We start from the raw sequence: 24,287 nt of genomic DNA, 5'->3' as shown, positions 1-24,287 counted from the left end.
TAAATCAACCCATAAACCGAGCCGGAAAATCCAATCTTCAAAAGCACAATTAGTCTCAAATCATTCGACGACGGACAACAGAAGCGAATGCGGATAGGTCTTTTTATCAAGAAATAAACGAGCGTTTGTTAGCGGCATCAGATGAGCGCCATATCCCTCACTCACTATTCGTTATTGCAGATAACAAACAAACTATACCCCGTATCGTAAAGCCATTACGACAACTAGGGATTTCCGTCGCGGGAATTGTTGATGTTGACGTCTTAAAAGAAGGCGGTGCTGATTGGACTAATCAGCTTACTGCAATTGGTGTTCCTGCGTTGGAACTTTCATCATATGGGAACAGAAGAAAACAAATATCCGATTTACTTACGCAAGCAGCTGATTCCCAAAAGAGTGAACATACTAAAAAAAGAGACTTCAAAACGTGCGGAGGATTAAGGCTTTTATCAAATGACGAATTAGAAGCAGCAGAAAACTTACTCAACGATTTAAAGACATATGGGCTTTTTATTGTTCCGCATGGAGAAGTTGAGAATTGGTTAGAGTATGCTGATGCTCCTAGATCAAAACATAATTGGCTGAAGAAAATATTTGAGCTCATGGGGCATGATCCTCATGATAGCAATTACATTCGCCCTCAAGAAGGAGATGTTTGGGACTTTCTAGGAAAGGTATCAAGCTGGATTAAAAATCCGAACAGGCGCGGAATTCCTAATTAATCTGGTCGACTGGATTGGTGGATTGCTATGGCTTACTGAATGAAAGCGTATTTGGAGATTTATATAATAAAATCAGTAAAGACCAGACAATCCAGCCGGGTTCACGCCCCTTTAGCAGTTGGTAAATCTACAGCTTCGACACAAAGGCGCTTCTGCACGTCTGAAGTGCCGCCCGAGTACACCTTGAAGGTAATTGATTTGCGGCCTTCCTCATGGCCAACAACTTGCGATATAGTGCTTTCTGGTTGTCCAGCCCTTTCGGCTTCTGTGACGAACCAGCGGCGGAAGGAGTGGAAGTTAACAAGGCTTCTACGTCGGCCTTCGCGCTTGTCATCGACCCCGAGTTTTTCACGGTATTTCGCAAAGCGTTTTCCAAAAACGTCACTAGGGTCGCGTTCTTTGGCTAACTCATGAAATAGCCAGTCTTGTGGTTTTTTACCGTATGTTCTGCGGCGTACGATCTCAATTAAATCAGGGTGGATAGGAACTTTACGTGCTGCGGCGCTGGTCTTTCCCTGCTGGATATTGAAGAAGCCAATACCGTGTTCATCAAGAGGGCACTCTTCGACCCACAGAGTTATGATCTCAGCTAATCGCATACCTGACAGTGCTGATATGCGTATGGCATCGGCAATCTGCTGCTGGAAGTCTTTGCGCATACCCTTCGGATAGTTCGAATACAGAAGAGTGCTGATTTCTTTTTCCGTGAATGGTCGCTCTCTTACGTCATTGCCTCGTTCAACCCTACGTTTACGATTAGAGAGCGTTTGTTTCTCCCACGGATTTTCACCTTGAATATGGCCCCGCATAATCAAGTAATCCCAATACAGTTTGACACTGCCAAGGTGCTTCTTGGCTGTAGAGGGGTGGAGCTTAGCAATGTACTCCGTGTAGTAACGCCCTGCTGTTTGGCGATCAATACGTGGTAGGGTGAGAGCCTCTTTGAAAGCCCAGCGCGAGAAAGTTTTCACCAGATTGCGCCGTTCGTTGGTCGTCTTGAAGGCTAGTGCAGCTTCAGTCAAATAATCTTCAAGATGGTGGTCAATCGGCACGTCGCCTTGAATTAAGCAGTCAAAGCGATTGGCTGCGGCTATTCCAGCTTCCCGACGGAGGCGCTCTGACGTCTCCTCAATAAAATCATACGGCGTGATAACGTCTTCATCTGATACGCTGGTTATTGGCGTGTTGTAAGTTTTGGCAGTCCAAGCGTAAGGGTCACGCTCTGCTTCGGCAATCTCATTACGCCAAACCGCTGCAAGCGCACCGATAGGGTCAGCGCTCGTTCTGCCTAAGGTGCCATTCTTGGCTTCCTCAAATAGCTGATCTGTTTCTGTGATTAGGTCGTCGCGACGCTTAATCGCTTGACGTAAATCGCTAGTCTGTAAGTTGACGAGATAGGCGGTTTTGTTGTCGAAGCTAATCCGTACAGCCTCAGGAATGTCACGGCGAAACCAATACTTCAAGCCGCGCAGTTTCAGGTATTTTCGAGGGGATTTTGCCATTTCCGACCAACCATTCCGACCAAGTTTGATGGTTGATTATCATGTAATATCAATAACTTCAATAACTTCAATGACTTGATCGAGAGCTGTGTAGCCCCCGCTTGGCTCCACCAAAAAATCACAAAACATTTTACTTTATAAATAACGTCTTGAAAAAGATGCTCTGTTTGATTCTCCATATTCCGATCAAGGGTTCTGTCTTGTCTGAAAAGGAACCAATTGGCTGTCAGTGAAATGAACGTCTTCTGATTAAGATCAGGGCTTTATCAGAAGTTCATGTTCTTTGAGATTTGCCATTCATTGTCAGCGTTCAGTTCTACACGCTTGTTGCCCCGGTAGAAGATCGGGTTTCCGGTTTTTTTATCCATGGAGAAACGGGTAGGGGCAAGTCTGTCATCCTCGTAACCGGTTGTCGCCAAGGCAAGTGCTTCTTTGAATTTACCGTCTTTGCACAGGGTCTTAAAAAGGCTCAAATTCATGGTGGTACTTTCAATCATCTTTATTGCTCAGGCCTGCTTGTAGGAACTTCTTGCGCATTAAGCTATGCCTTAGAGCCACTTTAAAATTAGAACATAATTTCACCTTAGACCGATCCAGATTTAAGGAATTAGGGTCTGGGCACGGTTAATACAGCATAGTGGCAAAATAGGTGGTATGTTTTCAGGCAAACAGATCTCATGCAGAACGGGATACGTTATGAAAAAGAAGCTTGTGGTTATTGGTGCGGGTTTTGCCGGCTTGCAGGTTGTACACGGTCTGAAAAAGACCGATCTGGACATCACTTTAGTGGATCGCCGTAATCACCATCTTTTCCAGCCTTTGCTCTATCAGGTTGCAACCACCGTGCTTGCAACATCAGAAATAGCATGGCCAATCCGGCATCTTTTTCGAGATCGTCCGGAAGTGACAACTCTGCTTGATGAGGTTGTCGGTATTGACCGTGTTCATAAAACAGTGCGCCTGCGTAATAGTGCTGACTTGCCCTATGATATACTCGTTCTGGCAACGGGGGCGCGTCACGCATATTTCGGCAAAGATAAATGGGAAGCCTTCGCACCAGGTCTGAAGACGCTGGAAGATGCAACGACAATCCGCAGACGCATGTTGCTGGCCTTTGAGCAGGCGGAACTGGAGACAGATCCGGCCAAGCGTGAGGCGTTGCTGACATTCGCTGTGATCGGTGCGGGACCGACAGGTGTTGAGATGGCCGGTATGATTGCAGAACTTGCCCATCACACGCTGCCGCGCGAGTTTCGCCGTATTGATACACGTCAGGCCAAAGTCTTGCTGGTGGAAGCAGGCGGGCGGGTGTTGCCGAGCTTCAGCGAGAGCTTGTCTGACTATGTGAAAACCTCTCTGACAAAGCTCGGGGTAACGGTTCGCACCGGTGTGCCGGTCACAGCCTGTGATGAGAGCGGTATCACAATCGGTGAGGAGCCGATTGCCTGCCGCACAATCGTCTGGGCGGCCGGTGTACAGGCATCGCCTGCTGCTCAATGGCTGGGAGCAGAATCGGACCGTGCGGGGAGGGTGGTTGTCACCAAAGATTTGCGGCTTGCAGATGATCCGTCAATTTTTGTGATTGGTGATACGGCCTCAGTCAAATGGGGTGAGGATCAATCCGTGCCCGGTATTGCACCTGCTGCAAAACAACAGGGAAGCTTTGTTGCCAAATGCATCCGTGCCATGCTGAAAGGGGAGCCGCTGCCTGAAGCATTCAAGTACCGGCATCAGGGTAATCTGGCGACAATCGGCCGAAAAGTTGCGGTGATTGAATTCGGTAATTTCAAGCTGAAAGGTATTCTGGCGTGGTGGATTTGGGGGCTTGCCCATATCTATTTCTTAATAGGAACGCGGTCACGCCTTGCAGTTGCATGGAGCTGGCTCTGGATTTATCTGAGTGGCTTGCAAAGCGCACGTCTGATCACGCAAAAAGAAACCATGCGTGATCCTGAAGTTTGAAACATAAGAAAATCCCGCCCCAAGTATTTCCAGCAAAAGTGCGAGGCGCCTCCGCAGGGAAATCAGTTCGCCGGACTGATTTCTTTTCCTGCTGTGATGCGTCGGACAATGCGTGAAAGCAACAGATAGGGCGGGATTTTTATATCAGGCAGCAATTTTGCGGCGCATAAACGGACCATGCGGAATTTCCGGCGGCGCAAAAGTTTCTGCAGAAGCGCGATCCCAGCGGCTGTACCAGTCAGACAGTTCCTCAATTTCAGGGCCGGAGACCAGAAAGCCGTTTGGCAGATACGGATAGACTTCATTGCCGTCGAGGAATTCATTGTCCTTTTGGCGGAACATGAAGTGGTAAGGCATGAAGTCACGCGGATCGCTGAGACCTGCCGCACCGGCAAGCTCGCCCAGAGCATGCATGGTATTGCGGTGGAAGCGTGCAACGCGATTGCTCTTATCCCCGACATCAATCGCACGCTGGCGCATCGGGTCCTGCGTGGCAATACCGACAGGGCAGGTATTGGTGTGGCAGGACTGCGCCTGAATACAGCCGACAGCAAACATGAAGCCGCGTGCCGAATTACACCAGTCTGCGCCCAGAGCAAAAGTACGGGCAATATCAAAGGCGGAGACGATTTTACCGGCCGCACCGATTTTGATCTCGTGACGGATACCAGCACCACGCAGTGTATTATGCACAAAGGTCAGACCTTCAAGCATCGGCATACCAACGCGGTTGGCAAATTCTAGCGGAGCCGCACCGGTGCCGCCTTCTTTACCGTCTACTACGATAAAGTCCGGATAAATGCCGGTTTTCAGCATGGCTTTGACCATCGACATGAATTCGCGGCGATGACCGATACAAAGCTTGAAGCCGACAGGCTTGCCACCTGAAAGTTCACGGAGCTTGCCGATAAACTCCATCATACCGATCGGCGTGGAGAAAGTATTATGTGCCGGTGGCGAAATACAGTCTTTGCCCATCGGGATACCACGAGCTTCGGCGATTTCCGGTGAGATTTTCTTGGCTGGCAACATACCGCCATGGCCGGGTTTTGCGCCCTGACTGATTTTCAGTTCAATCATTTTGACCTGAGGATCAGCAGCCTGAATGGCAAATTTTTCCGGTGAGAATGTGCCGTCATCATTGCGGCAGCCAAAATAGCCGGATGCAACCTGATAGATCAGATCGCCGCCGCCTTCGCGATGGTAGCGGCTGATACTGCCTTCGCCTGTATCATGGGCAAAGCCACCTATTTTCGCACCTTTGTTCAGGGCAAGAATGGCATTGGCAGAAAGCGCACCGAAACTCATGGCTGAAATATTATACAGGCTGGCATCATAAGGCTGTTTGCAGGCCGAGCCGCCGATACGGACACGGAAATCCGTGTCTTTAATCACCGTGGGAACAGCAGAATGGGTCAGCCATGCATAGCCGGAACTATAGACATTTTCGATCGTACCGAACGGACGTTTGTCCTCAACGCCTTTGGCGCGCTGATAAACCAGTCCGCGGATTTCCCGGCTGAACGGTTCTTCATCGCGGTCGCCTTCAATAATATACTGGCGCAGTTCGGGACGGATACTTTCGAGAATAAAGCGCATATGACCGATGATCGGATAATTGCGCAAAATCGCGTGTTTGGACTGAAAAATATCATAAACACCCAGCCCAAGCAGAGAGCTTGAGACAGCAGTGATGATAAGTAGCCATTCGCTGTAAAAGACTGCCCCTATAAAGGAGGCAATGGTCAGGAGCGCAACACAAGTGAGAACTGCATAACGCTGATAAGAGAGCATGATTGTCACCATCTTTATATGAGCCTGAACGGGGCGCTCTTCACGGGAAAGAGTCGGTTGCCCGACCGGTTGGCGTCTCCTTAGCCCACCCGATCCGCGATTGCGAGAGGGATTATTGTTTTGATGTGCGGGGATTTGAGAGAAAATTTGAGCAATTCATTGTGATTGAGCCGGAAACAGAGTTGTTTTTAGCCGGAAATGGTCTTCGCGCAGTGTTTTCTCCCATAATCGGTCGCTGTGAGGAGCTGTAAATTATACTGGCTGGCTCATAATGCCTGACTGCTGCGTCTTTGCGGATGCGGAGACAGCGCAGAAATATTGTTGCGCAGAGAAATTCTGCGTTACTCATCCTTTATCCATTTGAAAATATTTTATAAATTTAACCTTTTACGCAAGCGTTTCGGCAGCATTTGATCTTTTTCCACCGATCACAAATGCGATTTGGAAGGAACTTATTAACCTTCATTTTTTATTACTTTGTGGACAGAACTCAGTAGCGTATTTTTGGTTTTTCAGGTCCATGCGTATTCCCCGATCCAATTTCTCCATTGCAACGACTGACCGCTTTGCGGTTTCCGCTGACATGCGTGAACCGGTATCCCAGCCGCAGGAAATACAGAGGCCGGAACAATCTGCTTCTGGCGCTCCTGCACCCGTATCACAGCCGCAAGCGGAACATGTCGTTACAGAATCAGAGGTGGCGGAAATAATCTCCGTTGCCCCTCTCAGCTATGCTCCGGCGGTTGTGACAGAAGTCACACCGGCAGCATCGACTGCCGCCCCTGTGCCCGTTACCCCGTCATACCCGCTTAGGAGTAAGCAGATGAGCAACAATTTTGCGGTTAAGCATTGGATGGATCAGGACAGATCCGCAAAGGCAGAAGAACAGACTGCAGTCGCGCAGCCTGCGATACAGGAGCCTGCAGGCGCAGCTGTGCCTGCCGCGCCGCAGGCCGTATCTGCTCCGGTACATCCGAAACCGGCCAATCCGACGATGACCGTGCCTAATCCGCATGTGGCCTATCAGGGCTTGTCTGTACGTGAGCAATTCGGCTCCGGCGAAAAGGTCTGGAAGAATGCTTTTGCTTTGGCCGAGAATGTACGTTTTACCCGCACGCCTGAAAATGAATTGCAGCGGTTACGTGCCAAGCTGATTGAAGAATTCGGTGCGGAAGAAGAAGTGCAGCCATCTGCCCCTGCGCAGAAAGAAGTGGCTGCAGCGCCTGTAATACAGCCTGTCGCCGCTGCTCCTGTTGCTGCCCAGCCTGTTCGCACTGCGCCGGTTTTGCGCGGACCTTCAAGCATGATCGTTGCTGCGCGTTTGCGCCTGCCGGTGGTGCCGGTTGCGCCGCATGTGGAAGCTGCTGCACCTCTGGCCGGTATCGTGCCGACACCGGTGGTCTCAATCGTGCCGGAAGCTGAAGTGGTCAATGCTGTGGTTTCGCATTTGCCTGAGCCGCAGCAGCCTGTGCTTGCTGAACCTGTTGCTCCGGTTGCTGAAGCCGAGCAGGGCGGTTTACAGCTCAGCAATTTGTCTGATTTTGCTTTCTGGGAATTTGCCGGATTGCCGGAAATTGCCCCCGCGGCGGAAGTTGTTGTTGAGACAGTGACAGAACCGGCAGAAATGTCCGCACCTGTACTTGCACCTGTGGCCGTGATGCCTGTTGCGGAAGCGGCGGCACCGGTTGCAGAAGAAAAATCAATTCTGAGCATGTTCCGCGCCGTTGAATGGCGGCCGGCGCATGAAGAAGCACAAATTGCTGAAACTGTAGCGGAAGTCGTTGCCTCGGCAGAGCCGCAAGCTGCGATTGTTGCAGAAGCCGCAGTTGAGATTGAAGCTGAAACACCGGCACCGGTTGCGGAAGCTGTGACTGAGCTTGCAGAGCCTGCACTGACTGTCAGCAATCCGTTCCTGCCATCCTTTAGTTTTGGCCTGTCCGGCTATCAGATGCCGGTTTATTCAATTGCCACACAGGCACTGAATATGCAGCCGTCGCTGAATGCAGTGTCAGTACCACCAGCAGAAGAAGCTGTGGCTGTTGCTGCCGAGCCGCTTGCAGAAATGCCGGTTGAAAGAGTTGCTGAAACAATTGCTGAAACTGTAGTGGAAGATTGTGATCTGGTGCAGGAAGCTGTGGCAGAACAGGAAGAAGCACATGTCGCACAAACTGTTGCGCCGGTAACATTCGCAGCCGCCCCTGCGCCACGCAATCCGTCGGCCTCGATCAACTTGTCGATTTTCTCGCCAACTGCGATTGAAACCGGAACTGTGATGTCCGGTGAAAGTTATGAATATCCGCCGCGCGCTTTGTTGCAGGAGCCGGTCTATAAAGACGGTGCGATTATCTCGCAGGAAATGCTGGAGCGCAGCGCTGGTCTCTTGGAAAGCATTCTTGAAGATTTTGGTGTGCGTGGTGAGATTATCCACGTGCGTCCGGGGCCTGTGGTCACCCTCTATGAATTTGAACCGGCACCGGGTGTTAAATCCTCCCGCGTGATTGGTCTGGCCGATGATATCGCTCGTTCGATGTCGGCATTGTCTGCCCGTGTCGCTGTTGTGCCGGGACGCAATGTGATCGGTATTGAATTGCCGAACTCGATCCGTGAAACAGTTTATTTCCGCGAACTGATTGAATCGCCTGCTTTTGAGCGTACCAATTGCCGCTTGGCACTGTGCCTTGGCAAAACCATCGGCGGTGAGCCGGTGATTGCCGAACTCGCGAAGATGCCGCATCTGCTGGTTGCCGGTACCACCGGTTCCGGTAAGTCGGTAGCCATTAACACCATGATCCTGTCGCTGCTCTACCGTCTGAAGCCGGAAGAATGCCGCCTGATCATGATTGATCCGAAAATGTTGGAACTGTCGATCTATGACGGTATTCCGCATCTGCTCACCCCTGTCGTTACCGATCCGAAGAAGGCCGTCGTGGCGCTGAAATGGACCGTGCGCGAAATGGAAGAGCGCTACCGCAAAATGTCGCGTCTCGGTGTGCGTAATATTGACGGCTACAATGCCCGTGCAGCCGCAGCGCGTGAAAAAGGTGAGACTGTAACCTGTACCGTTCAGGCAGGCTTTGACAAGGCGACCGGTGAAATCCTGTATGAAGAACAGGAAATGGATCTGACGCCAATGCCTTACATCGTCGTTATCGTCGATGAAATGGCCGACCTGATGATGGTTGCCGGTAAGGAAATCGAAGGTGCGATCCAGCGTCTGGCGCAGATGGCGCGTGCGGCCGGTATTCACCTGATCATGGCAACACAGCGACCTTCTGTTGATGTGATCACCGGTACGATCAAGGCGAACTTCCCGACCCGTATTTCCTTCCAGGTCACGTCGAAGATCGACAGCCGCACTATTCTCGGTGAGCAGGGTGCTGAGCAACTGCTAGGTCAGGGTGATATGCTGCATATGGCTGGTGGCGGCCGCATCGTCCGCGTCCATGGTCCGTTCGTATCGGATGAGGAGGTCGAAAAGGTCGTCAATCACCTGAAAGAACAGGGACGCCCTGACTATCTGGCAACCGTGACCGCTGATGAAGAAGATGCGGATACGGTTGAAGATGACAGTGCGGTCTTTGACAAGAGCGATATGGCATCCGATGACGGCGATGATCTTTATGAAAAGGCTGTCAAAGTGGTGCTGCGGGATAAGAAATGCTCGACATCCTATATCCAGCGCCGTTTGTCGATCGGTTACAACCGTGCTGCATCTCTGGTGGAACGCATGGAGCAGGAAGGTCTTGTCGGTGCAGCCAATCATGTCGGCAAGCGCGAAATCATCGGGCAAAATGACGGTATGTAATCCGTTAAGCTGAACTGCTGTTTTCTGGTAAAAGTAAATTTTAATACTGCCCGCCATAAAATATATTGGCGGGCAGTTTTTGTTTTTAAGTTATTAGATACATGTAAGTTATATTTTTATAATGTAATTCTGGCCATTTTTATTGCAAGAAAATATCTTTTTTCAGGGGTGTTTTTAAAAAATGACAGTTACTTGCTGTGATTAACTGTGCAATATTCACATCATATTAACCATATTGGTGCATAAAGGGGAGGAGAACCCTGAAATGCGTGAGGTGGGGTATGCAGCGCTACAGATTTGATCAGAAAACCATAGTCGTACAGGCGATTGTCGAAATGATTAAGCGTGGTGTGCCTGCTTCAGAGATGGATATTTATCTCAGCCGCATGGGGCCTGTTGATCTCGATATGCTGCAGCAATGTATGGATGAGGTTTATGCCTTTATTGCGCAGGAAGAGGAAAGAGAACAGGGATTGTATCAGGACCGTGCCGTAGCATAATGCTGTTATCAGGCTGTATTGATGCTAAAAGGTGGGGTATGTGACACAAAGATACCGTAAATCTGTCATGCTCTTGAAATAATCGGGATCTATACATAAATAAAGTTTAAGAAATTCGCCTGACTTTTGACCACGGATGTACTGGCACTGGTTGAGGCGTTTCATGGAAGGTCGGGACATCCAGGCCTTTTTCATTTCTTGAGATCTTTCTCCGGTACTTTAACCACTGTTTCCTGATCTCTCTGTTTCATTTTCTGTGCTGAGACCTAAAACGCATCCCGAAAAGTGTGAAGCTTTTTCGGATTAGATATGTGTAAAGGCAAAGGTGAGGACATTTCCTCCGATTTAATCAAAATTAGAAACGCTCAGCCGGATTGTTTTTTGCTCCGGACGCGGAAACGTGACCGAGATTCATCTTGCTGTTAGATGCTTTCCTGCTTATAGAAGCCGCAAAAGTTCTGGATGCCGGAGTGAATCGGTCTGATATGCCCGTCAATTGTGGCTTCAGACATTGAATATTCCGGCCTGATGGGAGCAGCTTTTATCTTGTTTGACAGATAAAATTGCTCCGGCCGGGTTTTCTGAAATATGTGCGTATGGGCGCCGGTGTTGAAATACGGCGCTTTTTTGTTTATGAATTTCAGAATTTACCGAAACTACTGTATGTTCTTCTTAGTCTGAAATAATATCAGATAAGAAATAATACAGCATTTCAAAGCAGTTAAGATGTTTTTGAGCTCGTTTAGAAGCCTGAAGTATCTTGGTGAATGTTGATATGTGGCCTGTCCCGGGCGCATTCAAGACGGAAAAATTAAATGAAACACAGATTATTCCGGTCGGCAGGTATCGGTGCGGTTCTGATGCTGACTGCTATACTGGCAGGGTGTCAGCAGGTTGTGCTGTTTCCTAAAGGCGAAGTCGGCATTAAGGAACGCGACCTGATTGTTTTCGCGACAGTTATCATGTCGCTGATTGTTGTGCCGGTCATTATTGCGACCTTGTATTTCGCGAATAAATATCGCGCTAACAAGGATAATGAATATCTGCCGGACTGGCATCACTCAAACAAGATTGAAGCTGCTGTCTGGATTATTCCGTGCATCGTCATTCTCATTCTTGGCTATGTGACCTGGGTTAAAACCCATGAGCTGGATCCGTACCGCCCGCTGGAACATGCGGCAAAGCCGGTTCAGGTTGAAGTTGTGGCTATGAACTGGAAATGGCTGTTCATCTATCCGGAGCAGGGGATTGCCTCGGTGAATGAACTGGTCGTACCGGTTGATCGTCCGCTGAACTTCCGCATCACTTCCGGCCACACTATGAACTCCTTCTTCATTCCGGCGCTGGGCGGTCAGGTTTATGCAATGCCTGGCATGCAGACCAAACTGCATCTCATCGGCAATGAAATCGGTGCTTATGAAGGTATCTCCGCCAACTATAGCGGTGACGGTTTTGCGCAGATGCGTTTCACAACTCATGTGAGAAACGAAGCTGACTTTGAAAAATGGGTTTCTGAAGTTCGCACCTCTGACAAAGCGCTGAACCGTGCCGGCTATATCGAGCTGGATCAGCCTACAGAGAAGCATCCGGTTACGCATTATGCCTCAACGGAACCTGGCCTGTTCAGTGCTGTTATCGGACGCTGTGTGGATGGCAAGACCCCGTGTGTCAGCCATGGCGGCGGCAGTGTACAGAAACTTTCGCCATTCATCACATCCTCTGTGAAGAAAGAATCGCCTGCGGAACCTGCGTCGAACTGACAAGGCTTTCGTGATTTTAGGCAGGCAGACCATTGGCTGTTCTGTGACCAGTGGTCTTGCCATTAAAAGTGTAGAGAAATGTTCGGAAAACTTACCCTAGCGGATATTCCATTTCACGAACCGATTGTGATGGTCACTTTGGCCGCAGTCGGTCTCGGTGGTTTGTCTCTGCTTGCCGCCATTACCTATTTTGGTAAATGGGGCATTTTGTGGAGAGACTGGCTTACCACTGTCGATCATAAGCGCGTTGGTATCATGTATATCATTCTGGCGCTGGTGATGCTGTTCCGCGGCTTCTCCGATGCCGTGATGATGCGCGCCCAGCAGGCCATGGCCTCCGGCGCCAATGAAGGCTTCCTGCCTCCGCACCACTATGACCAGATCTTCACGGCTCACGGCGTGATCATGATCTTCTTCGTGGCGATGCCGTTTATCGTTGGCCTGATGAACTTTGCAGTTCCGCTGCAGATCGGTGCCCGCGACGTTGCTTTCCCTTACCTGAACTCCCTGAGCTTCTGGCTGACCGTTGCCGGTGCTATTCTGGTAAACATCTCGCTCGGCGTTGGTGAATTTGCCCGTACAGGCTGGCTGGCTTATCCGCCGCTGTCAGGTCTGGAATACAGCCCTGGCGTCGGTGTTGATTATTACCTCTGGGCTTTGCAGATTTCCGGTATGGGTACATTGCTCTCCGGTGTGAACCTGATCGCAACCATCATCAAAATGCGCGCTCCCGGCATGACAATGATGCAGGTTCCGGTTTTCACATGGACTGCTCTCTGCTCGAATATTCTGATCGTTGCAGCTTTCCCGATCCTGACCGTAACCCTGTCGCTCCTGCAGCTTGACCGTTATCTTGGTATGCATTTCTTCACCAATGATTTCGGCGGCAACCCGATGATGTATATCAACCTCATCTGGATCTGGGGTCATCCGGAAGTTTATATTCTGGTTCTGCCTTGCTTTGGTGTGTTCTCGGAAGTTATCGCAACTTTCTCGGCCAAACGTCTGTTCGGTTACACCTCAATGGTCTATGCGACTGTTGCAATTACTGTTCTGGCCTTCCTCGTCTGGGCACACCACTTCTTCACCATGGGTGGCGGTGCTTCCGTTAACGCCTTCTTCGGCGTGGCAACGATGATTATTTCGATCCCGACAGGTGCGAAGGTCTTCAACTGGCTGTTCACAATGTATAAAGGCCGCGTGCGTATGGATACGCCGGTTCTGTGGACTGTCGGCTTCATGTGTACCTTTGTTGTCGGTGGTATGACCGGTGTTATGCTTGCAATTCCGCCTGCGGACTTCGTATTGCACAACTCCGTGTTCCTGATCGCGCATTTCCATAACGTGATCATCTCGGGCGTTCTGTTTGGTTGCTTTGCCGGTTTCATCTACTGGTTCCCGAAAGCATTCGGCTTCCGTCTTGACGAAACATGGGGCAAGCGCGCTTTCTGGTGCTGGCTGACCGGCTTTATTCTGGCCTTTATGCCGCTCTATATTCTCGGCTTCATGGGTATGACCCGTCGTGTGAACCATACAGAAAATCCTGCATGGCAGATCTATCTAATTATTGCCGCTATCGGTGCAGCGATTATTCTGGTTGGTATTGTCTGTCAGGTTATTCAGGTGCTGGTATCGATCCGCAACCGTGAGGCTCTGCGTGACCACACCGGTGATCCGTGGGAAAACGGCCGTACACTCGAATGGTCTTTGGCTTCTCCTGCTCCGTTCTACAACTTCTCCGAAACACCGCGTGTTCAGGACGTTGATGCTTACTGGGATATGAAGAAGCGTGGCGTGAAGCGTAAAACCGACAAGTTCAAGCCGATCCATATGCCGCGTAATACCGGTACCGGCTTTATTATCGGTATGATTTGTATCGCGCTTGGTTTCGCTGGTGTATGGCATATCTGGTGGCTGGCGATTGCCGCTACTCTGGCCATTATCGCGATCAGCATCATCCATTCCTTCAACAATAACCGCGACTACTATGTCACTGCGGAAGAAGTGCAGCGCATCGAAGATGAGCATACGCTCAAGCTGCAGTCTTTGGGAGTTAAGCCATGAGTGCCGCTGTAACGCACGCTAACGATCACGCCCACGGGCATGACGACGATCACGAGCACCACGATTCCCGCGGCACCACGCTGATTGGTTTCTGGATCTACCTGATGAGTGACTGTGTCATCTTCTCGGGTCTGTTTGCCACTTTTGCTGTTCTCTCGCGTTCTTACGCGGGGGGACCAACCGGCTGGGAACTGTTCGATCTGGAATTCGTGGCCGTTGAAACAGCGTTGCTGCTGTTTTCCAGCCTGACCTATGGTCTCGCAATGATTGCCATGTCGCAGAAAAAACAATCTGTGATGCTCGGCTGGCTTGCTGCGACCTTCCTGCTCGGCGCAACCTTTCTGGCGATGGAAATCTATGAATTCCATCACCTGATCGAAATCGGTGCCGGTCCTGGCCGTTCCGCATTCCTGTCGGCTTTCTTTGTACTGGTCGGTACACATGGTCTGCATATTCTGTTCGGTCTGATCTGGATTCTGGTTCTGGTCGCGCAGGTTCTGCGTTCCGGTCTGACAGAAGCCAACCAGACCCGTCTGATGTGCCTCAGCCTGTTCTGGCACTTCCTTGATGTTGTCTGGATCGGTGTATTCTCGATTGTTTATCTGATGGGAGTTCAGGCATGAGTTCCGCGCATAAAACTGAAGCATCAGCCAGCGAAACCAAGAATTATATCATCGGTTTCATTCTGGCCGTCATCCTCACAGCCGTTCCTTTCGGCGTGGTGATGGGCCAGTATTTTGACACCACCACAACCGTTGCCATTATTATGGTTTTCGGTGCGGTGCAGATGATTGTTCATCTGGTTTACTTCCTGCACATGGATTCCAAATCCGAGGGCGGCTGGACATTGCTGGCTCTGCTTTTCACGGTGCTGATTTTGGCGATTGTTCTGATCGGCTCGCTGTGGATCATGAACCATTTGGCTATCAATATGATGGAAGTCAGCCCTGAGGCCGCGCGCGCGCTGCCATAAGGAGCAAGATGAGCGGGCCTGCCTCGCTCACCGGATTAAAAATGAACGGCGTTGCGAAAGCAGCGCCGTTTTTTATGCATTTTATATTGAGATGCACGGGTAAACTGTCTCAAATTACAGTCATTATTTTTTTATAATTTTGATCTTCTCAGAATGCGTAATTTAAAATTGCATTCAGCTAAATTTCTTCAATTTTAATTTGGTGATTTCTATGAAGATTGTGCATTTGAATATTGTTTCAATAATTTCAGGACTAATGTTGCTGGCCGGAGCCGGTATTGTACAGGCACAGGTCGCTTCTGTTTCCGGCGTGGTTAATTTACGGCAGGGACCGGGCACACAATATGCACGGATTGCAGCTTTGCCACGTGGTGCAGCGGTGCATATTGATATCTGCCGCGGCAGCTGGTGTCAGATCAGAAGCAGCTGGGGGATTGGCTGGATAAGCGGCCGTTATTTATCCCAAACCTATCAGGGCTATAGTGCTGCGCCGGTCTATAATACACAGCCGCAAGTCACTTTCGGGCTGAATATCGGGTCGGGTTTTTATAGTGATCCTTTTTATGCTCCGTATTATCAACCTTATTACACAGGTTGGCATCCGCCTTATTACCGGCCGTGGTACCGACCGGGTTACCGGCCATATGGGCCACGCTTTAACCCTCGTCCTTTCGGGAGGCAGGGCTGGAATCCCCGATGGGGTGTGGGGCCTGTGCATTTTCCGCGGGGAGGATGGCGCCGCTAAAATCGTATAAGGCAGATTCCGGCAGGCGATTCCCTGTGATGGAAAAACATGATTCCGTTACAGGGCTTTTCAGAGGAAGGGGGACTATATTTTAACCAATGCGCTTTTTCTTTGAGCATGGTGCGATCCGCGTGACAAACGGGTTCCGAAACTATGTTTCTGGTCTGCTTTTAGCGAGGTGTGATTTTGTGTCTTAAAAAAATAAATCTTTTCAATGTTTTAAGTCGTGACGCCCTTGTGCTTTTCGTTTGAATTTCTTTCTTAAGATTAAATATTCAAAATTCATATTTGATTGAAAGCCACAATTTAAGTTTTTCTTTAGGTAAAGGAAAATACAAATTAATGTTTTGTTAAGCATAAATTTTAAAAAAGCAGTGTAAGCTTTTGGATTATACTCTCCGCTGGTTTGATTGTTAGGCATCGCACGATGGGTGGAGCGGGCTATGCCGTGGAATATGCATATTGACCCCGTTGAATGGGATGATATGCAGGTAATAAATTAAGGAGAGCTCCAATCCGTAAAGTCAGCACCCTCCTGCTGTTCACTGCGCTGCTGCCGGTTATGGCGGCAACGCCTGCGCATGCTTTTGAGCTCTTTGGCATTAAACTCTGGGGCAAGGACAAGGCTGAAGAAGCCGATGATGTCATTGCCGAACCGAAACGCTACAGCGTTGAAGTCACTTCCGGCGGCACCCGCACCAATAAAGACGGCACTGCAGCCGATGTGGAAGATCTGGTTAAAGGCGCTTCACGGCTTGTGGCGGATGAAGAAAAAGCGGCTTCCGGATCCGGCGGGCTGCTGGCCAAAGCACGCGGTGATTACCGTCGTATTCTGATGGCGCTTTATGGTGAAGGCCGTTATGGCGGCACGATCAGTATTCTGGTTGATGGTCGCGAAGCTGCGAACCTGCCGCCGGATGCACAATTGCCGGATACATCGAAAATTGTCATCAATGTTGATCCGGGTCCGCAATTTCTGTTTGCCCGCGCCAGTATTAATGAACTTGCGCCACCGGCAGATGATCGCCGCGATCAGGTGCAGTCGCCTGAAAAAGCCGGTTTCAAAAGCGGCGAAATTGCCAAATCCGGTACAATTCTGAAGGCAGAACGCCTTGCTGTTGAGGCATGGCGCCAGCAGGGTTATGCCAAGGCGAAAGTTGTGCGTGAGGATATTGTTGCCGATCATGAAGGCAATGTACTGAATGCGGATATCACACTGGAGCCGGGCCGCGTTGCTCATTATGGTCCTGTCAAAGTGCAGGGTACAGCCCGCATGGATCCGGAATTCGTTGCCTATATGACGGATCTGAAGCCGGGTCAGCAATATGATCCGGATGATATTGAGCGTGCACGCCGTCGCCTGGCGCGGCTGGATGTTTTCCGCTCAACATCTATTCAGGAAGCACAGGAAATCAACCGCGACGGTATTCTGCCGATGGATCTGATCGTGCAGGAGCGTAAACCACGCCGCTTTGGTCTTGGTGCGAGTTATTCCACACTGGACGGTGCAGGGGTGGAAGCCTTCTGGATGCATCGCAATCTGTTCGGTAAAGCCGAGCGTCTGCGCTTTGATGCCAAGGTCAGCGGTATTGGCGGTTCGCAGGATAATTCCTATGATCCGAAGAACTTTACCTATGTGCTGGGCACATCCTTCACCAAACCGGGCGTGTTCACACCGGATACGGATTTTGTTTCGTCTCTGACCGGTAAGCGTGAGGTTCTGGATAATTATACCGAGACATCGGTCAGCGGACAGGCAGGTTTTACACATATCTTCAATGAAGATCTGAGCGGACGTTTGTTCGCCAATGTGTCGCGTGCGCAGTTTGAGGATGATTATTACGGCAAACGCCAGTTCTTCACCGTGGGGATGCTGGGCGGTATTCTGCTGGATAAGCGCGATAACAAGACCAATGCCACATCCGGTTATTATGCCGAAGGCGTGGTTGAGCCGTTTTACGAGCTCAAAAATGGCAGTTTCTCGACCAAATTTACCGCAGAAGGCCGTGGCTATTACGGCTTTGGTGAGGATAACCGCGTTGTACTGGCTGGTCGTGTTAAAGTCGGGTCGATTGTCGGTGCGGATATGAGCGATTTGCCGCCGGATAAAGTCTTCTTTGCCGGTGGCGGCGGTTCTGTCCGCGGTTATGCTTATCGTAGTATCGGGGTGAATAAACCGGGCGATGTGGTGATCGGCGGACGTTCGCTGATGGAAATGTCCGGTGAAGTTCGCACAAAAGTTACCGATAGTATCGGTGTGGTCGGATTTGTAGACGGAGGATATGTCGGGGAGGAATCCTACCCTGATTTTGCGGAGAATCTGCGTTTGGGGGCAGGTGCGGGCTTGCGTTATGATACCAGCCTCGGACCGATCCGTTTCGATGTTGCTGTGCCGCTTAACCGCAAGGCAGGTGACTCAAGTTTTGCATTCTATGTCGGCATAGGACAGGCGTTTTGAACCGTTTTCTCGCTTTCGTAGCCACTTTCTTTATCATTCTGCCGCTCGGTATTTATATCGGGGCATCGCTGCTGCCTCAGGGGGCGGACAGCGTAACGACGCCTGCCACCGGCCAGAGCAATCCTGCGGGTTCAGGCACGCAGACGGCGCAGGCGGACAATCCTGTTTCCGACAGGCAAGCTGAAGAAGAAAAATCCTATTTCCTGTCTTTTGTTGAAGAGAAACTGTCGGGGCCGAACCGCAAGATCAGTATTACCGGTATTGAAGGCGTTTTGTCGTCCGAGGCAAAAGTCGGCGCTATCACGGTTGCTGACCGCGAAGGCATCTGGCTGCGCATTAAAGATGCCCAGCTGGTCTGGAGTCGTCTGGCACTTCTGCGCGGCCGTTTGAGCGTGGATACACTCTCGGCCAAGGAAGTTGAATTTATCCGCACACCTTTGCCGGATGAGGGACTGCCTTCACCGGAAGCCGGTGGCTTTGCTTTGCCGGAACTGCCGCTGGCGGTTTTGCTGGGTGAATTGAATATTGAGCGTCTGAAATTTGGCCAGCCGGTCTTTGGTCTGGCATCGGAAGTGGCGCTGAAAGGCAATCTGACCCTTCAGGACGGTTCTCTGGAATCGCTGTTCGACATGCAGCGTCTGGATGGCCCGGGTGGCACGATGAAGCTGAAGGCGAATTACGCGAATGCCGATCAGAAACTTGATCTGGATATGCGTCTTTCCGAACCTGCCAATGGTATTGCCGCCAATCTCCTGAATATCGCAGGCAAGCCGCCTGTTGAACTGGCACTGACAGGTGCAGGCAAGCTTGATGATCTGAAAGTTGACCTGACGCTTGATGCGGACAGCCAGCGTATTTTGACAGGACTTCTGACCCTGAACCGCAATGCGGACGGCACGGTTACCGGCCGCGTGTTTAATGCGGATGTCAAAGGTCCGATTGCTGCTCTCATTCCGGAAAAATTCCGTGATTTCTTTGGCGCAACTTCAAGTCTTGCGGCCAATGGCCTTATCAAGGATGGCGGCGGTTTCCGTCTGGACAATTTCAATCTTTCCAATGCCGCTCTGCAGGTTCAGGCTAAGGCCGAAACTGCCAATGACGGCTTTCTTACACGTCTGAATGTGGACGCACTGATTGCTGATCAGGAAAAAGGCCGTGTGCTTTTGCCGGTCAGCGGTGGTCAGACTTCCCTGGCTTCTGCACGTCTGACACTGGATTACGGCAATCGCCAGTCTGCGGACTGGACAGGCAGGCTGTTGGTTGAAGGTCTGCAGGCTGGTGATTTCTCCGCACAGCAGACCGTGCTTGATATGGGCGGTGCGGCAGAAAATCTGCAGGACGCACAAAACCGTCATGTCGGTTTCAATATTACAGGGAATGTAACAGGAATTAATGCCAAGCAGCCTGAGGTTGCTCAGGCGCTGGGCGACCGTTTTGATCTGGCCGTGTCGGGGCAATGGCGTGCCGGCTCTCCTGTGCAGCTTGAAAAATTGCAGCTCACCGGCAATGGTCTGAGCGCTGCCTTAAAAGGTGCAATCGATAAATTTATCTATACCGGTGATATTGTTTTGCAAGCAAACAGCCTCATGCCGTTTTCGGCTCTGGCAGACCGCTCGCTTGCCGGCAGTCTTGATCTGAAAGCAACCGGCACAGTTGCGCTTCTTACCGGCGGATTCGACCTAACACTGGATGGCACAGCAGAGAATATCAAAACCGGTGAGGATATTGCTGACCGTATTATCAATGGCCGCTCCACTTTGAGCGGTGGTCTGGCACGTTCTGAAAATGGTTTTTCCGCTCGTGGTTTCCGCATCGGTAATGATGCAAATGCAATCACGGCTAACGGCTCATTTTCCAGTAAGGATGCCGATTTCGATCTGGGTGTTGATATTGGTGATATTGCCGATCTGTCTGACAAGGCATCAGGACCGCTGTCATTGAAAGCCAGTGCACGCGGAACAGAAAACCGGATTGCTCTGGCAGCCCGTGCCTCTGTGCCTTCCGGTTCACTGGAAGGACGCAAACTGAATGACGGTCTGCTCGATTTTAATGCCGTGCTGGACGGTTCTGATCCGAAGCTTGCCCCGTCCTTGAGCGGTGGTTTCAGCGGCAGTGGCTTCTTAAGCGGTGAAAAACTCGATCTTGCCGGTAAAATTGCGCTGGATGAGCAAGGCAAACGCCTGAGTGATCTGAGTTTTGTTGCTGGCGGCACGCGCGTCAGCGGTGATCTGAATATTGCGGACAAAAACCTGCTCGCCGGTCGCCTGAAGGTGGATGCGCCTGATATCTCAACTGCAGCCGCTCTGTTTCTTGCCAAGGCAACCGGTAGCATCAATGCAGATATTGATCTGTCTTATGAAAATGACCGCCAGAATGCTGCGGTCAAAGCAGATATCCGTAATCTGAATGTTGAAGGTAATGTTATCGGGCAGGCGGATATTAATGCGACGCTTGCCGACCTGTTTAATGTTCCTGTTGTTGACGGCACTGTGAAAGCACAGTCCATCCGCGCCGGTACATTTGAAATCAATACGGTTGATGCAACGGCTCAGTCTGAAGGCAGTAAAACGGTTTTTCAGGCCGCAACAGATCTGAAAATTGGCACTAAAGTTCAAGTCAACGGCGCATTGGAACCGCAGGACGGTGGTTTGTTGCTGTCGCTTGCAGATGCGGAGCTGCGTCAGGGTACAATGCTGACCAGACTGGCACAACCGGCATCTCTGGCGCTGAAAGGCAGCGATGTTACCTTTAACAATATCATCATGCAGGTGGGAGAAGGTCGTCTGAGCCTCAATGGTGCTTTGGCTGATCATTTCAATCTGGATGTGAAACTGGATAATCTGCCGCTGAACGTGGCAAACAGCATTCAGCCGGATTTGGGGCTTGGCGGTCTGATCAATGGTCAGGCCAAGGTTACCGGTTCGCGTAACCAGCCTGATGTCAGTTTTGACATCAATGCGCGTGATGTGATTGCCCGTCAGACGCGTGAACTGGGTATCGGCGCATTGAATGCGACAGCTAAAGGTACGTCGGGTCAGAACCGTCTGAAAGTCGACAGCCGGATTACCGGCGGTAACGGTCTTGATACCCGTGTGAATGGTTTTGTGCCGCTGGGCACGGATAAATCTGCCGGTGCGCTGGATGTGAATGTCGAGCTGGCCAATCTGCCGCTGGCTCTGCTCAATGGCGTGGTGAAGGATCAGAATCTGGGCGGTAATGTTACCGGCACTGCAAAAGTCACCGGAGCTCTGACAAATCCTGCCGCCGAGTTCAATCTGAACGGACGCTCACTGAGTGCCAAACCGCTGGCCGAAAACGGGCTTGCGCCTTTGAATTTGAAAGCTGCCGGTCGCTATGGTGATAAGACCGTCAATATCAGCTCGCTGTCTGTTGACGGGCCGCAAAATCTCAGCGTGACCGCGCAGGGACGCGTGCCTTTGGCTGGCAGCGGTTTGGGTATTGATGTGACAGGGCAGATTCCGCTGGCGCTTGCCAATCGTTTTCTGTCGGATCGCGGTGCACAGGCAACCGGTACACTGGCTTTGACCGCCAATGTCAGCGGCGGTTTCGACAATCCGCAAATTCGCGGCATGTTCTCGACAAGCGGCGCGCAGATGGTTGATCCGGAAACCAACATCCGCCTCAATAATATTACCATTAATGGCAGCATGGAAGGTCAGACAATCCGTTTGCGCAATGCAAGCGCAGCTTTGTCTACCGGTGGTTCAATTAATGCGGATGGTACGGTTTCCATCAATGCCGCGCAGAATTTCCCTGCTGATTTGCGTATCAACTTCGATAAGGCACGTTATGCGGATGGTTCCATGGTGGTTGCGACCATTAATGGCGGTCTGACCATTACCGGCCCGTTGATGCGTGATCCGCTGATTGCCGGTAAGATAGAGATTGAACGGGCGGAAATTACCGTACCGGAAAGCCTTGGCGGCGGCGGTGCCAATATTGATGTGCGCCATGCTAATACACCGGCATCTGTGCTGATGACGCTGCAGCGTGCCAAGGTGGAAACCCGTGCCAAGGGTTCCGCACCGGTGCCGACATCCCGTCCGACTGTGCCGCAGCTGGATGTACGTGTGATTGCGCCGAACCAGATTTTCGTGCGTGGTCGCGGTCTGGATACAGAACTGGGCGGCGCCGTACGTCTGACTGGCCCTGTAACCAATGTGCGTCCGGTCGGCGGTTTTGAACTGTTGCGCGGTCGTCTGGATATTCTGACCCAGCGTGTAACCTTTGATGAAGGTCGCGTGACCTTGGTCGGGGATATGAATCCGCAGCTCTATTTCGTTGCACGCAGTGACGGCGGTGATATCACAGTGCTGGTAACGGTGCAGGGCACGGTGGATAATCCGGATATCAAATTCTCTTCCGAGCCGGAATTACCGCAGGATGAAGTTCTGGCGCGCCTGATCTTCAAACGCTCAATTTCGGAACTGTCTGCCTTCCAGATTGCACAGCTTGCCGCTGCTGCAGCTGAACTTGCCGGCGGTAAAAACGCTAATTTGCTGGGTGCACTGCGTCAGGGCGTAGGGCTGGATGATCTTGATGTTGTCACTGACAGCAAGGGCAATGCAGCGGTTCGTGCAGGCAGCTATATCCGCGATAATATTTATCTCGGTGTGGAAGCCAGTGGTGTTGACGGTACAAAGGGAACCATCAATCTGGACATTACACGGAATCTCAAGGCCAAAGGTTCTGTCGGCAGTAATGGTGATTCCGGTATGGGTGTGTTCTACGAAAAAGATTATTGATCCGGCAGGCAGGCCGGATACTGTGACAATTGAAAAACCGGCGCAAATTTGTGCCGGTTTTTTGCTTTTAATTGCGCTTTTAATGTGTGGCGCTTGTTTATGGTAAATGAAGATCTGGCGGGTTTAATGATTTTTCAACCATGCGGGCGCACAATCCGTCCTCTGAAAAGGTTTTGAAGATACGGATTTATCATGGCAAAGCAGGGTGAAAAACTGAACCGTCGCATTTTTCTGACCGGCGCCGGTGCCTTGGGTCTGGTCGGCTGTACCCAGTCGCTGGATATGTCGGCTTTTCAGCCGGATATTGATATGTCTTCGACCGGCAGTGTGATGCGCCCGCAGATCAGCGTTGATAAAGGTGTCACCAGTAATGAGGTGATGTATGCGGCGGTTCATGAGAACGGTTATTCTCTGCCTGCTATTCCTTATGAGAAAGTGCCGAAACAATTCCGCCGCCAGATCGTGCCGGATCCGACAGGTGAGGCACCGGGCACCATTGTTGTACGCCTGAATGAGCGATATTTGTATCTGGTTCTGCAGGGCGGCGAGGCCATGCGTTATGGTATCGGCGTCGGACGTGCAGGCTTTGAGTGGTCAGGCCGTGCCAATGTGCAATATAAGAAGCAATGGCCGCGCTGGACACCACCACCGGAAATGATCAAGCGCCAGCCGGAGCTGGAAAAATACCGTAACGGTCAGGAACCTGGACCAGCCAATCCGCTGGGCGCACGCGCACTTTATATTTTCCGTGACGGCGTAGATACCGGTTATCGTATTCACGGAAATCCGGAATGGTGGTCGATCGGGCAGGCTATGTCTTCAGGCTGCGTACGTCTGATGAATCAGGATATTATTGATCTTTATAATCGTGTGCAGGGCAAAGCGCCGATTGTTGTACAGGCTTGATTAAAACTATTAGAAAATAAAAGCCGCGCTAAAAGCGCGGCTTTTTGCTGTCTTGGGAGGACAGTGGTACATTCGGTCACGTTCAGCGGATAATTTTGCCAGTCAGAGTGTTCTGGGCAACAACAATCAGTGCAGGTACATCTTTGACGGCTTCCTCAGTCATGCTGAGAAAATGGAATTTCTGCTGTTGCTGGATCGGATTAGGCGCCACAAATATTGCTGCAGTCAGCAGGAGCGCTGCCATAATGCCCAAGCGCTTTTCAGTTTTTGCATTCATTATATTCGTCCTGTCGGTTTTGCCCGCGGATCCGGAGCGCTTCGCTCGCAGTC

General features: G+C 50.8%; 16 protein-coding genes. 12 read left to right on the top strand and 4 right to left on the bottom strand.

Annotated elements, in window-relative coordinates:
* The first annotated feature begins 125 nt into the window (after positions 1-125).
* A complete protein-coding gene (locus tag HBA93_RS02250; protein WP_221722172.1) occupies positions 126-722 on the top strand; it encodes a hypothetical protein in 597 nt (198 codons plus the stop codon).
* A gap of 101 nt (positions 723-823) precedes the next feature.
* On the opposite strand, the gene HBA93_RS02245 is transcribed toward HBA93_RS02250, so the two are convergent.
* On the bottom strand, positions 824-2,224 hold the full coding sequence (locus HBA93_RS02245; RefSeq protein WP_221722171.1) for a tyrosine-type recombinase/integrase: 1,401 nt from the start codon (positions 2,222-2,224) through the stop codon (positions 824-826).
* A 266-nt stretch (positions 2,225-2,490) separates the two neighbouring features.
* Entirely contained in the window at positions 2,491-2,703 is a 213-nt protein-coding gene (locus HBA93_RS02240; protein ID WP_221722202.1) for a hypothetical protein, read from the bottom strand.
* 217 nt (positions 2,704-2,920) lie between these two features.
* On the opposite strand from HBA93_RS02240, the gene HBA93_RS02235 reads away from it, so the two are divergent.
* Positions 2,921-4,186, top strand: coding sequence for an NAD(P)/FAD-dependent oxidoreductase (locus HBA93_RS02235; protein ID WP_221722170.1), 1,266 nt, complete (start codon positions 2,921-2,923; stop codon positions 4,184-4,186).
* Between the two features lie 144 nt (positions 4,187-4,330).
* Here HBA93_RS02235 and HBA93_RS02230 read toward each other — a convergent pair whose 3' ends face one another.
* Positions 4,331-5,980, bottom strand: a complete 1,650-nt coding sequence (locus HBA93_RS02230) for an FMN-binding glutamate synthase family protein (protein ID WP_286201696.1) — start codon at positions 5,978-5,980, stop codon at positions 4,331-4,333.
* Between the two features lie 520 nt (positions 5,981-6,500).
* Here HBA93_RS02230 and HBA93_RS02225 point away from each other — a divergent pair.
* The 10 genes from HBA93_RS02225 to HBA93_RS02180 all read left to right on the top strand — a co-directional run bounded on the left by HBA93_RS02225 (position 6,501) and on the right by HBA93_RS02180 (position 23,957).
* Complete coding sequence (locus tag HBA93_RS02225; RefSeq protein ID WP_286201695.1) at positions 6,501-9,785, top strand: DNA translocase FtsK; 3,285 nt, start codon at positions 6,501-6,503, stop codon at positions 9,783-9,785.
* A 281-nt stretch (positions 9,786-10,066) separates the two neighbouring features.
* A complete protein-coding gene (locus tag HBA93_RS02220; protein ID WP_121992042.1) occupies positions 10,067-10,285 on the top strand; it encodes a hypothetical protein in 219 nt (72 codons plus the stop codon).
* Between the two features lie 815 nt (positions 10,286-11,100).
* The gene (gene cyoA / locus HBA93_RS02215) at positions 11,101-12,045 is read left to right on the top strand and encodes a ubiquinol oxidase subunit II (protein WP_122093309.1); all 945 of its coding nucleotides are present in this window, start codon (positions 11,101-11,103) and stop codon (positions 12,043-12,045) included.
* Between the two features lie 78 nt (positions 12,046-12,123).
* Positions 12,124-14,109 (top strand): cytochrome o ubiquinol oxidase subunit I, encoded by a 1,986-nt coding sequence (gene cyoB / locus HBA93_RS02210; protein WP_121992040.1) that lies wholly within the window; start codon positions 12,124-12,126, stop codon positions 14,107-14,109.
* Positions 14,106-14,732 (top strand): cytochrome o ubiquinol oxidase subunit III, encoded by a 627-nt coding sequence (gene cyoC, locus HBA93_RS02205; protein ID WP_121992039.1) that lies wholly within the window; start codon positions 14,106-14,108, stop codon positions 14,730-14,732. Before cyoB ends, cyoC begins: the two co-directional genes overlap by 4 nt.
* Positions 14,729-15,082 carry a cytochrome o ubiquinol oxidase subunit IV gene (cyoD, locus tag HBA93_RS02200; protein ID WP_022710229.1) on the top strand — a complete coding sequence of 118 codons (354 nt, stop codon included), beginning with the start codon at positions 14,729-14,731 and terminating at the stop codon, positions 15,080-15,082. Before cyoC ends, cyoD begins: the two co-directional genes overlap by 4 nt.
* 211 nt (positions 15,083-15,293) lie before the next feature.
* A complete protein-coding gene (locus HBA93_RS02195) occupies positions 15,294-15,827 on the top strand; it encodes an SH3 domain-containing protein (protein WP_221722168.1) in 534 nt (177 codons plus the stop codon).
* 562 nt (positions 15,828-16,389) lie between these two features.
* Complete coding sequence (locus HBA93_RS02190; protein ID WP_221722167.1) at positions 16,390-18,285, top strand: autotransporter assembly complex protein TamA; 1,896 nt, start codon at positions 16,390-16,392, stop codon at positions 18,283-18,285.
* Entirely contained in the window at positions 18,282-23,051 is a 4,770-nt protein-coding gene (locus HBA93_RS02185; protein ID WP_502910005.1) for a translocation/assembly module TamB domain-containing protein, read from the top strand. The genes HBA93_RS02190 and HBA93_RS02185 overlap by 4 nt, the downstream gene beginning before the upstream one ends.
* Before the next feature lie 192 nt (positions 23,052-23,243).
* Complete coding sequence (locus HBA93_RS02180; RefSeq protein WP_221722166.1) at positions 23,244-23,957, top strand: L,D-transpeptidase; 714 nt, start codon at positions 23,244-23,246, stop codon at positions 23,955-23,957.
* An 82-nt stretch (positions 23,958-24,039) separates the two neighbouring features.
* Here the strand turns inward: HBA93_RS02180 and HBA93_RS02175 are convergent, their stop codons facing one another.
* Positions 24,040-24,234: a hypothetical protein gene (locus tag HBA93_RS02175; RefSeq protein ID WP_121992035.1), complete on the bottom strand. Its 195-nt coding sequence runs from the start codon at positions 24,232-24,234 to the stop codon at positions 24,040-24,042.
* Positions 24,235-24,287: the final 53 nt, after the last annotated feature.

Origin of the sequence: Ochrobactrum sp. SFR4, from assembly GCF_019730395.1 — a bacterium.
Taxonomy (GTDB): Bacteria; Pseudomonadota; Alphaproteobacteria; order Rhizobiales; family Rhizobiaceae; genus Pseudochrobactrum.
This window is presented reverse-complemented; position numbering and strand designations above follow the sequence as displayed.